General features: G+C 48.3%; 10 protein-coding genes. 4 read left to right on the top strand and 6 right to left on the bottom strand.

What is annotated here, in order from left to right:
* The first annotated feature begins 208 nt into the window (after window positions 1–208).
* Window positions 209–808 (top strand): hypothetical protein, encoded by a 600-nt coding sequence (locus tag LLH06_RS16095; protein WP_228170318.1) that lies wholly within the window; start codon window positions 209–211, stop codon window positions 806–808.
* 50 nt (window positions 809–858) lie between these two features.
* Entirely contained in the window at window positions 859–1,056 is a 198-nt protein-coding gene (locus LLH06_RS16090) for a hypothetical protein (RefSeq protein ID WP_228170317.1), read from the top strand.
* A gap of 10 nt (window positions 1,057–1,066) precedes the next feature.
* Here LLH06_RS16090 and LLH06_RS16085 read toward each other — a convergent pair whose 3' ends face one another.
* The 4 genes from LLH06_RS16085 to LLH06_RS16070 all read right to left on the bottom strand — a co-directional run bounded on the left by LLH06_RS16085 (window position 1,067) and on the right by LLH06_RS16070 (window position 7,243).
* On the bottom strand, window positions 1,067–1,438 hold the full coding sequence (locus LLH06_RS16085) for a response regulator (protein WP_228170316.1): 372 nt from the start codon (window positions 1,436–1,438) through the stop codon (window positions 1,067–1,069).
* A 150-nt stretch (window positions 1,439–1,588) separates the two neighbouring features.
* Window positions 1,589–3,265 carry a RagB/SusD family nutrient uptake outer membrane protein gene (locus LLH06_RS16080; protein ID WP_228170315.1) on the bottom strand — a complete coding sequence of 559 codons (1,677 nt, stop codon included), beginning with the start codon at window positions 3,263–3,265 and terminating at the stop codon, window positions 1,589–1,591.
* Between the two features lie 13 nt (window positions 3,266–3,278).
* Window positions 3,279–6,311 (bottom strand): SusC/RagA family TonB-linked outer membrane protein, encoded by a 3,033-nt coding sequence (locus LLH06_RS16075; RefSeq protein WP_228170314.1) that lies wholly within the window; start codon window positions 6,309–6,311, stop codon window positions 3,279–3,281.
* A 41-nt stretch (window positions 6,312–6,352) separates the two neighbouring features.
* Window positions 6,353–7,243 carry an inositol oxygenase gene (locus tag LLH06_RS16070; protein ID WP_228170313.1) on the bottom strand — a complete coding sequence of 297 codons (891 nt, stop codon included), beginning with the start codon at window positions 7,241–7,243 and terminating at the stop codon, window positions 6,353–6,355.
* A gap of 255 nt (window positions 7,244–7,498) precedes the next feature.
* On the opposite strand from LLH06_RS16070, the gene LLH06_RS16065 reads away from it, so the two are divergent.
* Window positions 7,499–8,512: a LacI family DNA-binding transcriptional regulator gene (locus LLH06_RS16065; RefSeq protein WP_228170312.1), complete on the top strand. Its 1,014-nt coding sequence runs from the start codon at window positions 7,499–7,501 to the stop codon at window positions 8,510–8,512.
* Window position 8,513: 1 nt separating this feature from the next.
* Here LLH06_RS16065 and LLH06_RS16060 read toward each other — a convergent pair whose 3' ends face one another.
* Both LLH06_RS16060 and LLH06_RS16055 read right to left on the bottom strand, forming a co-directional pair.
* Complete coding sequence (locus LLH06_RS16060) at window positions 8,514–9,986, bottom strand: glycoside hydrolase family 28 protein (RefSeq protein WP_228170311.1); 1,473 nt, start codon at window positions 9,984–9,986, stop codon at window positions 8,514–8,516.
* An 8-nt stretch (window positions 9,987–9,994) separates the two neighbouring features.
* Entirely contained in the window at window positions 9,995–12,283 is a 2,289-nt protein-coding gene (locus LLH06_RS16055; RefSeq protein WP_228170310.1) for a GH92 family glycosyl hydrolase, read from the bottom strand.
* 271 nt (window positions 12,284–12,554) lie between these two features.
* On the opposite strand from LLH06_RS16055, the gene LLH06_RS16050 reads away from it, so the two are divergent.
* Window positions 12,555–14,186 (top strand): sodium/sugar symporter, encoded by a 1,632-nt coding sequence (locus tag LLH06_RS16050; protein WP_228170309.1) that lies wholly within the window; start codon window positions 12,555–12,557, stop codon window positions 14,184–14,186.
* Window positions 14,187–14,344: the final 158 nt, after the last annotated feature.

The following is a 14,344-nucleotide window of genomic DNA, read 5'->3' as shown; positions in this document are numbered from 1 at the left end:
TACCGATAATGGTCACAACCACATTCACTGGTTCACCATCAATGGGTTTCCGGTATGCCAGCGCGAAAAATTGAGTAACTTGGTTGGATCAATTTCATTTGCCGATCCTTAAATGATAACATCTGATTTACGTCGAAAGCCGATCAAGGCACTCGTGTCAGCTACCATCATAGCCACATTCACTGTTTGCTCGTCTTGCTCATCACTCATGAAAAGCTCAAAGGTGAATGCGTTGCTGAACGATTATTGCGCACCCAACGTTTCTTACCAGCAGGAAGATACAGTAGCCATAACAAAGATTGCATCAGTAAATGCGGCGATGGCTCAAAAGCTAAATGCACATGACCTTACTTTGGCCAGCAGGATAGGACTCACCACCTCCATTGCGGCTTACTTGAACAGTACGTCACCCCTTGAGAAACTTGCCGCTAAGCAAAAGATCACTGATCAGATGTTGCTTTTCAATACACAAGTAGAGGCAGTGGTTGCCGAACTTGATTGCAACGGTGAACGCTTCGACCAGCTGGCCCGCTACCTGAATGACCGGAACAGCCGCGTTAACACCCGTTTGACCGTGGCCTCAATACTTGCCGCCGCCGCGATCACCATCTCAACAGTGCTGATCAAAAATGATAACGTCAATAAGGCGATCAACATCAGTGGTGGTGTAACCGGAGCAGGCCTGGGTTTTGCGCTTCTTAACCCTAAAGGCAAAAAGGTAAGTATCACTCCACAAGGAGTTTGCTTGACAATGTATGGTATGAAAATAACGCTGGCAATGCCTTTCCTCCGGCATTGTGGCGGGTGATGACCGATCGTTCGTTCAGTAATAGTGGTCAATATTCGCTTATTCAAACATTGAAGAAGAGATGGCTGCTGTTCGTATTTGAAGATAAGATCGACCCCAAAGATGAGTTGCGATACTTTAGAACGGGAGGGTACTTTTCTCAGCAAGATATTCAACACCTGGCGGATATGAACAACCAGCTACAGGCGAGCGTAAGGTCGGTACAGCAAAATATGCGTAGCCTCACAGAGGCTATAAATCGATTGTGATCATGATCGATCACATAGCAAATTGATGCACTTGCTGTTTTAAATGTGCGATGTCGAAAGGCTTGGAAATATATTGATCAGCACCGCAGCGCTTTTCATGGGCAGTGTGCAAGCCGTGCGTAGCACTTACAATGATCACCGGTAAGTTGGCTGTTTGAGGTGTGTTCTTTAATGCTTTGCAAATATCACGTCCATCAAGGTCGCCCAGCATTACATCAAGTAAGATAACATTGGGCGCGAATTGCTGCACAAGGTCGGCCACGTGGTGACCATTGTCAACAGCAAGCACTTCATAGTTGGCAGAACGAAGTACTATCGTCATGATCTCGAGGATATCAGGGTCATCATCCACCACCAGTATCTTTTTTCTTATGGTACCCATCGTTTCGGCTTATAACCTTTTAACAACCGTAATGAGCAATGGTTTACATCTTTATATTCCTATTGATTGTATTGCAAAGTTGCCACCAAAAAAGAAGACCAGCTCTTACGAGCTGGCCTTCATCACTATATGATCAAAAAACAACAACAATTAATAGCCGGGGTTCTGAACCAATTTAGGGTTGGTTTGGAAACCTGAAGAAGGGATAGGGAACAAACGACGGTATGTGTCGGCGTTGGTCTTGCCTAAACCGTAGGTATTCTCGTATTTACCGAACCTGATCATGTCGTTTCGGTGCCATCCTTCGAACGCGAACTCTTTTACACGCTCACTGTAAATGCCGTCCAGGTTTATGCTGGTCAGGGCAGGAGAGGTGGTACGGTTAGCTTTGATTTGGTTAACCAGTGACAGGGCAGTTGCACCTAAAGTAGGAGCGCCACCACGAAGGATCGCTTCAGCTTTCATCAAGACGATGTCAGAGTAGCGGAATACCGGGAAGTCATTGTTCTGGTTGCGGTTAATGGTGTTGGTGTAATCGGCAAGGAATTTGTTATTGCGGTAACCAGTGTTCCATGCGATCTCGTCGCCACCCAGATCATAATCAGAGTTAGTGCCGGTACGTGGTCTGAAAGGTAGTGGAGTTAACACCAGTGGGTAAACATATGTTTGCTTACCTTCATCGGCAGTACCTTTAAAGAATTGGTCGTAGCCTGCTTTGGTAGTGCTTACCATGATCGGGCTACCATCTTGCCAGTATTGCTGACCGGTCAGCCATTGCTTGTTCCTAATGTCGTTAGGATCATCAAAGTAAGCATAGTACTCTGAGGTTGTCATTGACGGACCGCTTGGTCTGTTGTTCACCAAACCATTGCCTGATGCCTGGTTCATTACCGGGTTGGTAAAACCACCTGGGGTTGAACCTGAATATAGGTAACGGATACCCAAGTTACGGTTAAGGTTGTAACGGGCAAAGATCAGGTTACCACTAACTGAGGCATCGTAAGGAATAGCAAATATGAACTCCTTCATGCTCGGGCCATTGGTAGGGTAGAACATTTGCAGGTAGTTGGCCATGCTCTCGATCGAGTAGTTCTTCGAGTTGATGATCTGGTCGCAAGCTGCTATACAATCATCATAACGTGGTGTACCAGTGTATACGGCGGCATTCAGGTACATTTTAGCCAATATCGAATACGCTAACCATTTCGTAGGCAAGCCATAGGTGGCACCGCTAACATCAGGTTTTAAGTAAGGTATGGCATTCTTCAACTCGCTCTCAACAAAGTTGAACACTTGTGTACGTGTAGCTTGTGGTGCAGGGTCTTTTGATCCGTATAAGGTATCTAAAGGCACGTTACCAAAGTTGTCTACCATCATGAAGTAGGCAAATGCACGCATGGTCTTTAACTCGGCAACACTGGTATTCTTCGCAGCGCCAGCAGGGGCCGATTTGAAGATAGACAGTGTTTGGTTGGTGATACCGATCATATTGGTCATAAAGTACCATATGGCGTTAACACCAGCATTATCTTTTGTCCATGTATGGCGGTGTAACTCCATGTAACGGTTGCCATCCACCCAGTCAGATCTGAATATCGCTAACAGGTTCTCATCAGTGGTCTGGCTTTGTGAAAAGAAGTATGCGCCGGTATAATCGTTCCTTAAGGCGATGTATACTGCGCCTGATGCTGCAGTGTACTGAGCAGGGGTTTGTGGGAACACATCAGGAGTAAGCTGTGTATTCACATTCACATCCGTTTTGTGGCAAGATGATGCTATTACGGCTACGCCAACTAATGACGCGATAGCTAAATATATCTTTTTCATGATCGTTGCTTGCTTATAATGATACGTTAACACCCAGTAAGAAGGTGCGTGTTTTTGGGTAGAAGTTATTGTAATCAACACCCGGAGACTGACCGCCCTGGTTGATCTCAGGGTCGATGCCTTTGTAACCGGTGATCACGAACAGGTTGTTACCTGTTAAGTATACCCTGATGTTGCTGATCGATTTGATCGGTTGTTTGATATTGTAACCGATAGTAGAGTTGTCTAACCTTACGTAAGAACCATTCTCTAAATAACGGTCAGAGTACCATGGATTCCTAACGTCAGTGGTCTTGTCATCAGCAGCGCTGCGCAGGATGTTGTTAACGTTGGCTGCCGTAGTGTTAGAAAGATCAGCTCTGGTAGCGTTGAATATCTTGTTACCAAAGGTACCACGCAAGAAGATGTTCAGATCAAAGTTCTTATAACGGAATGAGTTGTTCCATCCCATTAACAGCTTTGGTTGCGGGCTGCCTAAGTAAAAATAATCAGTACCGGTAAGCGGCTGAGTAGTGGTCGAGCCATCTCTTTTGTAGAACAAAGAATTACCGTTACCATCTTTACCCGCATATTTGAAGGCAAAGAACTGACCCAGTGGATAACCTACTTTCAGGATCTGCAAGGTGTTACCTGATTGACCCGGACCTTCCGGAGAGCTGTACAATACAGAGTCGCGGTTGGCGTAAGGGCTTTGCAAGCTGGTCACCTTGTTCTTGTTGTAAGCAGCGTTGATAGTGGTCGACCAGGTGAAATCCTTGTTCGATACTGCATTAGCTGATAACTGAACCTCGATACCTTTGTTGCTGATGCTACCACCATTAGCGTTGATAAAACCGCCCGGTACTAACGCTGCTGACACGTTGTAGCCAAATAGCATGTCGGTGGTCTTTTTGTCATAAACGTCTACCGAACCGGTGATCCTGTTCTTCAGGATAGCAAAGTCCAAACCGATGTTGGTACTGGCAGTGCGCTCCCATTTAAGATCTGGGTTCTGTCCTTGGATAGGTGAGTATGCGCCGGCCAATACACCGTTGTTATAGTATCTGCCGCTTAAGCCGTATAATAAACGACCTGTGTAAGCACCGATGCCGAAAGAGTTACCGGTAACACCGTAGCTACCGCGCAATTTTAACTCGCTGAACAACGATTGGTCTTTCATGAACTCTTCCTGAGAGATGCGCCAGGCCACACTGGCCGCAGGGAAGTAGCCCCAGCGGTTATTAGCACCGAACACCGAGCTGCCGTCTCTTCTAACCGAGCCTTGAAATAGGTATTTGTCTTTATAGCTATAGTTGATCCTCAAGAAATCAGAGATCAATAGGATCTTGCCGTAAGCTTGTGGATTACCAAGGTCAATGGTATAACCTGATACACCGTAAGGGTTACCAATTACCAGGTTGTTGAAGCCAACGTTGTCGGCAGGGAAGTTGGTACTGGTAGCTTGAACACCATCACCATTCACGTTCTCCTGGTATGAATAACCCAATACCGCATTGATCGAGTGGTCACCTAATTTTTTATTCCAGGTCAGGAAAGTTTCCAGCGTTTTGATGGTATTAGAGTATTCGCTACGTAAAGCAGAACCATTTTTGCCAAAGTTCACCAACGAGTGCACCACGCCGATACCTGGGTCAGGGTTGTTGTAAAAACCTGCACTTGGGTAATTGTTGTAGTAGCTACCGTAGAATTCACCGTGTGATGAAGTGGTACGTTGGTACGAAAGGTTCACGTTGTAAGTGAAGCCGAAAGGTAATTTAGCTTCGGTAACGAACGAACCTAATAACACGTTGTATTTAGTGTTATCCTGAGCGTTATTACGTATAGCGATCGGGTTGTAGTAACCAGTAGTGTTAAAGTTCTCGAAGTAAGAACCGTCAGCATTGTAAATAGGATTTACCGGTAAGTGCTTTGCAGCTTGCAGTAGCACTACGTTCTGCAGAGGAACGTTGTTAGAGTTGCTGGTAGAGTTAGAAAGGTTAAGACTGAACTTTAATTTATCGTTCAGCGCATACTGATCAACAGCCAAACGGCCGATTACACGCTCTAACGAACTACCTTGTAAAATACCGTTCTTTTTGAAGTAGTTGATGCTGGCGCTGTAAGTGCCGTGCTCACCACCGCCACTTAACGATACGTTATGGTTTTGTGAAAATGCAGTAGAACGCTCGATGGTCTTCATCCAATCGGTGTTCTGATTGAAATCGTTACCAGATGCGAAGCTGGTGTTGTTCTTGGTCAGAAAAGCGCGTATCTCATCACCGTTCATCAGGTCAAGTTGATTGCTCACTTTCTCGATACCTGCATAACCGCTGTAGGTCACTATTGAAGAGCCTTTTTTGCCTCTGCGGGTAGTTACCATGATCACACCTGCGGCAGCACGGTTACCGTAGATCGCCGTAGCGGCAGCATCTTTTAGTACGTCAATGGTCACGATGTCGTTAGGGGCAACAGCAGCGATGTCAGCACCTGGGATACCATCGATCACATAGAAAGGCGAGCCAGGGCTGTTCACGGTAGAAGCACCACGCAAGATCACGGCAGCTGGCTTGTTAGGGTCGCCGCTGGCAGTGATGTTCAGGCCGGGTACTTTACCTTGAAGCAACTGACCTACGTCGGCAATGGCACCACGGTTAAGGTCCTCTTGTTTCACCTGAGTGATCGAGCTCGAGATCGCTTTACGGGTAGTTGTACCGTAACCTACCACTACCACATCTTTCAATGCGTTGTTCGATTCGGCAAGTTGGATGGTGTAGGTCTTGTCACCAGTAACGGCAACTTCTTTAGGGGCGCTGCCAATGTAGGTCACCACCAGTACATCACCTGATGCAGCAGTGATGCCGAATTTACCGTTGGCATCAGTAGAGGTGGCGCGGTTCTTACCTTTAACGGTAACGGTAACGGCGGGCAGGGCCTCACCTTTAGTGTCGACCACCACACCGGTGATCCGGCCATCCTGCGCCAGGGCGGCCTGCAAATTAAAGATCAGTGCAAGGAGTAGCAATAGGATAAATGGTTTACCCTTTTTGCAAATAAGGTTGGATCTCATGTTTAGCGTAAAATTAAGTTCATATTAAAATGGTTTGATGATTAAAAGCTGAGTGTGGCCGGTAAAAATTTGGCAACAAGGTCCTCATAGTAAGGGCGCAGTTCTTGCCAGCTTTTTTGATTCGGGTTCTTGGAGTAAAGATCGTACGGGTTGAACAGGTCTACCCATTTGAACATCTCACGGTCGTGGTCGTTCAATAAATGGTCATAGGCATTTTCGCGGTGTTGTGCATAAAAAGAATGGTAACGTAACATGTAAAGGCCAGGTTCCGGAATGTGGTCCTTCATCATATGATACACGTACTCATCGTGTCCCCATGACATATGTACATTGTCGAGGCCGCAATGATGGCTGTAGATGCCATATTTAGTATTGTAACGTGGATCATTGATGTCCGGATTATCCTTAAAAAACTCCGAATATACGATCTTATCTGAAAATGCGCAGCCTACCGGGAACGTATCACCCACAACTGCCCATTGTGGCTCACCAAAAAGGCACAGTACTTTGCCCATGTCATGGATCAAACCCACCAGCACCATCCAATCCGGATGGCCGTCGTTCCTGATCGCCTCTGAGGTCTGCAATAAGTGTTGCATCTGATCAAGGTCGGTGTCAGGGTCTGAGTCATCCACCAGTTTATTCAAAAAGGTAAAGGCATCCCAGATCGGCATCTTGTCGCGCGAGAAGCTCAGGAAGTTCTTTTTGTTCTTGAGCACAAAGTCGAACGTCTGATAGCGGTGGTTCAAGCGGTAGAACTCACGTACCGAATCTTTTTCGGTAGCGTCATAATTCCTGAACTGCTCTTCATCCTTATCAGCGTTGATCTTTGAAGGATCCGGATATCTACGCAATACATCATCCTCCCACACATCCAAACTTTCAAGCGGCGATACTTGAACGTTGGCCGGGATACCATTTTCCAAATTCATATCGTAAAGATTTAATGTCGTTTCATCCTCTGATGTGCCGTAACAGCACCATCGTTGGTAATTGGTTTATAGCACTAAAGTGGTACTTTTTACATATTGTCGTAAGCGGCACAGGTACATTTATTTACGTAAACGATTAAGTGAGATAAGCGAGAAATGCTGACATGCTTAACGTTCTGAACATCATGGGCCTGTTAAATTAATTTTAAGTTTCTGAAAAAGATGATGACCTTTAAGCGCACATGTGATGCACTCATGGAAACGATCACCATAAAACTACTTGCCGAACGACTCAAACTCTCGACCGCTACTATCTCCAAAGCTTTGGGTGATAGTCATGAGATCAGCGATATGACCAAAAAGCGCGTTTTTGAATTGGCCAAAGAGCTCAATTATGTGCCCAACGCGTATGCCAGCAGTTTGCGCCGTAACAAAAGCAAGACCATAGCCGTGCTGATCCCTGAGGTGGCCGATAGCTTTTTTTCCATAGCACTGAACGGTATAGAGGAAGTGGCGCTGCAAAAAGGTTATCATACCCTGATCTACCTTACGCACGAAAAGTTGGAACGCGAAAAAGCAATATTAAAGGAATTGTTGTACGGCAGGGTAGACGGTGCGCTGATGTCCGTTAGTTCAGAAACGGATTCGTACGAGCATATCGTTGAATTTGGTAAAAAACTACCTGTGGTGTTCTTCGATCGGGTGTGCCATGAGCCGCGTACGGCCAAAATGACCACTAACGACTTGGAGTGCGGTTACCTGGCCACACAGCATTTGATCGAGGCTGGATGTAAGCGCATCGTGATGCTGTCCATTTCCAAAAGTTTGTCCATCATCTCCGACCGTAGCGAGGGTTTCCACAATGCCATAGCTGATCATGGGCTTGACCCGGCGTTATGCGAAGTGATCAATTGTGGAGAAGAGGAAGAAGCTACCCGTTCGGCCTTAATGGAGTTATTGCAGCGCGATCAACGGCCCGACGGGATCATTGCTACCGTTGAGCGGCTCACCACCGATATTTACCTTGCATGCAAAGATCTGGGTATCTCTATTCCTCACGACCTAAAGGTGATATGCTTTTCTAATCAAGCCTCGGCCGTGATCCTGAACCCAAGCCTGACCACCATTACCCAACCCGCCTTTGAGTTGGGAAAAGCCGCCGCCACAGCCTTGTTAAAGCGGCTCAAGAACCCCGGCCTTGATCTGGCCGAGGAAAGCCAGGTGATACCCTCTGTACTGAACGCAAGGGGATCAACGGCTACTGAATAATTTAATTCTTTGATACATCAGCCCATTTGCCTGGGAAGGCCGAGGTGCCCATGAACCCTGACAGGTCAAGCTGTTGAACGTTATGGCTTTCTATGGCATGTTTAAAATAGTCGGGCTTATTGGCGCCCCACTGTACCGAACTGTTGCGGATCACCACATGCCCGGCGTTTTCCAAATAGAACCCTGAGGTGCTTCCTGTCAATAATCCTTCTACCTTGGCTGGCCTGCGGTCATAAACCCCGCCTTTGTTGGCCGTCGTCTTGTTGATATGGAGGTCTACCTGGTCAAAGTAAATATCAGTGATCTTGTCGGCAGACTCGGCGCCAACGTATACGCCATTCTCGCTGGTGGCTTTAATGCCCGAAAAATATATGCGGCTAACCTTGCCAACCTTACCCTCTTTAACACCTTTGGGGAAACGCCAGTTAGCATCTTTATTATTGGCATTGGCCCTTGCATAGGCCGTTACGTAGATGGGCTCAGCTTTACCCCACCACACATCAGTGAACAGGTGCGACTCGATGAGGATGTTGTTGAACTGCACATCGCTAACCGTACCCTCATCGCGGTTCTGGATGCCGATGCCGCGATTGCTGGCCCTGATGATGCAGTTGCTGATCACTACATGGTCTATCGAGTCCATGTTCTCTGAACCGATCTTGATCGCGCATGATCTGGAGGTCATGGTGCAGTTGTTCACCACGATGTTTTGGCAGGGGCCAAATTCTTCATATTCCCGGCGGTTCTTCAGGCATATACAATCATCACCCGATTCAATATAGCAGTTGCTGATGCGCACGTTTTTACAATGGTCCAGGTCAATGCCATCACTGTTTCTGACCTTTAGGTCATTCAGGAGGGTGATGTTATCAATGGTCACATCGTTACAACCGATCAGGTGTAAGGTCCAGTAGGCCGAGTTGCGCACGGTAAGGTCCTTAAAACGGATATTGCTGCCGCCAATGATGGTGAGCAGGTGAGGCCTCGGGTCCAGCTTGTCAAAAGGCTTCAGTATGTATGAGTCAGTGATAGGAGCACCCATAAATGATACACCGTTACCATCCAGGCAGCCGCTGCCACTAAAGGTCACGTTCTTAAGGTCGTGGCCACCGATCCATATCGTGCCTTCGCCCACGTTCTCTTTAAAAGCGCTTTTCTTGTAAATGCTTTCATCAGGGTTAGCGATCACACAGGCACCTGCTTCAACAACCAGTTCGATGTTGGAGCGCAGTTCGAACGGACCGGTCATGAAGTTCTGATTCTTAGGTACGATCACCTTCCCGCCACCGGCCTTTGAGCAAGCATCAATAGTACGTTGTATGGCCGCTGCATTGTCGGTCTTAGGATCGCTTTTGGCGCCAAAGTCGGTGATGAGCAGGTCGGTAGATGGTTTCGGCATGGTACCGGCGTAATTGAATTGACCAAGGCCAGTGACCATAACGGCCAGTGTGATCATTTTATTCAGGATCTTCATGTGTTCAGTTATTTGGTGAGCGAACCGGGCCTGTTTGGAGATGCCGATGCCCATTCACGGTTAGGGGTATTGCTCAAGTAAACGTCAAGCGTGCCGCCATTACGGATCATTTGGTGAGTGATAAAGCCTTTGGAATACAGGCGGCCGTTATGGACGATGTGGTCGATGTAGAGTGCGCCTTTTTGCTGACGATGACAGGTGACCACGAAGTTCTTTTGGCCAGGCAAACTAATGGTGCAGGTGCGGAACGCAGGTGAGGTCAACAGATATTCGTCAGATGCAGGGTTAACCGGATACATACCCATAGCGGCGAACACATACCAAGCTGAAACCTGCCCGGCATCATCGTTGCCGCTCAGGCCGCCAGGACCGTCGGTATATTCATCCTGCATGATCTGATCCACCCTGAGCTGGGTCTTCCATGGGGAGTTAGTGTAGTTGTACAGGAACGGTATCTGTTGGCCGGGCTCATTGCCATGCCAGTATTCGCCGGCGTTGAACAGCGTATCCAAATGGCGCTCCAACGCCTGATCACCGCCCATGGCCTTGGCCAGGCCTTTCACATCATGGGGTACATAAAAGGTGTATTGCTGAGGCGTTCCTTCAGTGATATAGCTCTCCTTTTGTTGAGGATGGTAAGGCGTGATCCAGGTGCCGTTAGCGTAACGGCCACGGGCCAGCCCGGTGCTCGGGTCGATCACTTTCAGGTAGTTCCGGCTGCGTTCGGTCAATATTTTTTGATCGGCGGTCTTTCCCAGCCCGGCGGCCACTACGGCCAGTGCATGATCGTCGAAGGCGTACTCAAGGGTGCGGCTCACCTGCTCGTTCTTGTGAAAGGCGTCCGCTACAGGGTCTTCGAGCGGCACGTATCCGTACTTGAGGTAGGAGGCCATGGCACGGCGACCTTTGCCGGCTTTGTAAGTAGCCTCGTCGGGGATATCGAACGCGTTCTGACGCATGAGGCGATAGGCTTCCTGCACATCATAATCACGTATGCCCCGTACGTAGGCCGACGCGATGAAAGCTGTCACGTGGTCACCGATCATGGCCGCTGTATAGCTGTTCCAGCAAGGAAATATAGGCAGCCAGCCACCTTGCTGACCTTTTAATACCACCGACCTTACCACATCATTGATAAGGGCAGGGTCAAGTATCTCGAATAAGGGCAACTGTGCACGATAGATGTCCCACATGGAAAGGTCATCATAGTAGTTGCCCTTGCTCAGCTTCTCGGTCACATAATTGCCGGCAAAGCGTGGGTATTTACCATCGATGTCATTAAAGCAGCGAGGGTGCTGCATGGTGTGGTAAAAGGCAGTATAAAATATCCGCTTCTTTTGTTCCGAGCCACCATCTACCTTGATCTGGCCAAGGGCGGTTTCCCAAATGCTTTTATTCCGTTTCACTAATGCATCAAGGTCCCAGTCCTTGATCTCGGCAGTTAGGTTCTTGAACGCCCCTTCCAGACTGGTGAAAGAAGTGCCGGTACGTAGGGTCAGCTTTTCGCCGGCCTTTAAGGCCACGCTGATGTAAGCGCCAACATCCTCGCCGTTCTTTACACTATCGGCAGTAACAACGGCTCTATTACGGAACACGCCGCCTTTGGTGATGGCCTTTGGTAATTGGATCACAAAATAGCCGCTGAAGCCGGCGCTTTCGCCCCATCCCTGGTAAATGCGATGGGCCGGGTTATAGCCCCAAATAAGGCCCTTTTGTTTATCTATCTTCACATAGCCTTCGCCGCGATCGCTGTTCGGTTTAATGAGCAGGTAAAGGCTATCGGTTTTGGTAGCGGTGAACCGTAACATACCCGCCCTTTTGGTGGCGGTCAGTTCGGCGGTCAGGTTGCGCTCTGGCAGTTGAACCTTATAGTAATGTGGAGCGCTTTTTTCGTCTTGGTGTTTGAACGTGGTGGTCAGCTTCTCGGGGCGCAGTTCTAAGTGCGCACCAGCAGGGATGATGGTGAAGCTGCCATAGTCTTGTGTGCAGGATCCGCTTAGCCAATGGCTTGCCCTGAAGCCGGTAAGCCTTGTATCGTTATAACGATAGGGCGGTACACATTTATTTTCTGAACGCTGGGTCTCGGGTGTCCATTGGGTCATGCCAAAGGGTACCGTTACAGCGGGTATGGTATTGGCGTTGAGCTCGGTGCCGCTGCCGTGGCGGGTGGCCGACCGTGTGGTGGAAGGCGCCGTTCCGCACAAAGGTTGCACATAACTGACCAGGTCCTGGGCCATAGAATCAGCACGAGGTAACCAGATCATGAGCATGGTCATGAACGCGTAGGTCTTTTTCAAGGGGCGGTAATTGGTTCGGTTAGTGTATAGATGGCTAAGTTATCAAGATCAGTGCATGTGCAAATGAAAGAATTGACATAAATTGCGAAATCGTTTAAGTTGATCAGTGCGATAAAGGCCATGGTCGGAAAATTACAGATCAAGGTCCGTTATGGTCAACACGATGGTAAAAAGTAAGCATAAGTTTGAGAACCAATTTGAAAGATCTTCTCCTATGGTCACATCACCTGTTGGCCTGATCTTGATCATCGTATTTATATAGAGTTTTTTAATGAATCATTTACAAGCTACGGATTACGCCGTTTTTGTGGTCTATTTCCTGATCGTTGCAGGATACGGTTATTACATCTATCATAAAAGGAAAACTAAAGAACTGGATGCCAAGGAATACTTTTTGGCCGAAGGTTCACTTACCTGGTGGGCCATAGGCGCTTCACTGATCGCCTCCAACATATCGGCCGAACATTTTATCGGTATGTCAGGATCCGGGTTCGCCATGGGATTGGCTATCTCCTCGTACGAGTGGATGTCGGCCGCCACGCTGATCATCGTAGCGGTGTATATCATACCCGTATATCTCAAGAACCGCATCTTCACCATGCCACAGTTCCTGTCCATGAGGTATAATGACCAGGTGAGTACGGTGATGGCCGTGTTCTGGCTGCTGGTGTATGTGTTCGTTAACCTCACCTCGATCATTTACCTGGGTGCGCTGGCTATCTCATCCATATCGCCGCTCAGCTTTGGCTGGTGCGTGGCGGGTTTGTGCCTGTTCTCCATGTTCGTTACGCTTGGCGGCATGAAGGTGATCGGTTATACCGATGTGATACAGGTGGTGGTGCTGATCATTGGCGGCCTGGTGACCACTTACTTAGCTTTGCAACTCCTCAGCCAAACTTACGGCACGCCGGGAATCTTTTCGGCCCTTAAAACCTTGGTGAAAGAAGCTCCTGATCATTTCCACATGATATTTGGCCCTAAAGACAAGTACTACCAGGAACTTCCGGGCACATCGGTGATCATTGGCGGTATGCTGGTCAATAACCTGGCTTACTGGGGCTGTAACCAGTACATCGTACAGCGTGCCTTAGGTGCCGATCTGCCTACCGCCCGTAAGGGTATCTTGTTCGCCGCATTCCTGAAATTGATGGTGCCGCTTATCGCGGTGCTTCCGGGCATCATTATGTATGTACTTTACCATAAAGGCTTGTTCATTAATGAAATGCATGCCGGCGGCGCGCTGAGGTCTGACAATGCTTATCCAACACTGATCAACCTGTTGCCTACCGGCTTAAAAGGTGTTGCGTTCGCTGCGCTTACAGCGGCCATTGTGGCCTCGCTGGCGGGTAAGGCCAATAGCATCTGCACCATCTTCTCTTTAGATATCTATAGAAAATTCATCGATAAAAATGCCAGTGAACGCAAACTGGTGAGGGTAGGTAGGCTGGCCGTGGTAGTATCACTGGCTATCGGCGCCATTGTAGCGCCTTCGCTGCGCTCACTGGACCAGGCTTACCAATTCATACAAGAGTATGTAGGCTTTGTGTCGCCAGGCGTACTGGCCATCTTTTTATTAGGCTTTTTCTGGAAACGTACCACCTCTGCTGCGGCTATGGCCGGTGCATTGATCACTATCCCGCTATCCACCGTGCTTAAATTCTTGCCTAAGTGGACAAACGGTAGCTTCCCGGTATTCCCGTTCCTGGACCGTATGGCGATCGACTTTGTGGTGATCGTGGCGGTAATGGTGGTCATGAGCTTGATCAGTACCTCTTCAGATCCTTCAGCAACTGAGGAAAAGATCGTGGTAGATACTTCCATGTTCAAGGTTCACCGGAGCTTCCAGGTAGGAGCGGTGATCATCATCGGTATCCTGGCCGCTTTGTACACCGTTTTCTGGTAGGCGAGAGCTTTTGTCAGCTGTCAGCATGATCTAAGGGAGGTCGGATATTTACAGATCACGGGCGATCATTGGCATGGTCTTGATCTGAGGATCCAGTGGTTTTAGGGATCATGGGTCAGGCCCCCGCATTTGGACCGACGGCGTGGCCCCGGGTCAAA

Origin of the sequence: Mucilaginibacter daejeonensis (assembly GCF_020783335.1) — a bacterium.
Classification (GTDB): Bacteria; Bacteroidota; Bacteroidia; order Sphingobacteriales; family Sphingobacteriaceae; genus Mucilaginibacter; species Mucilaginibacter daejeonensis.
The sequence above is the reverse complement of the archived record's forward strand: the minus strand, read 5'-3'. Positions and strand labels throughout refer to the sequence as shown.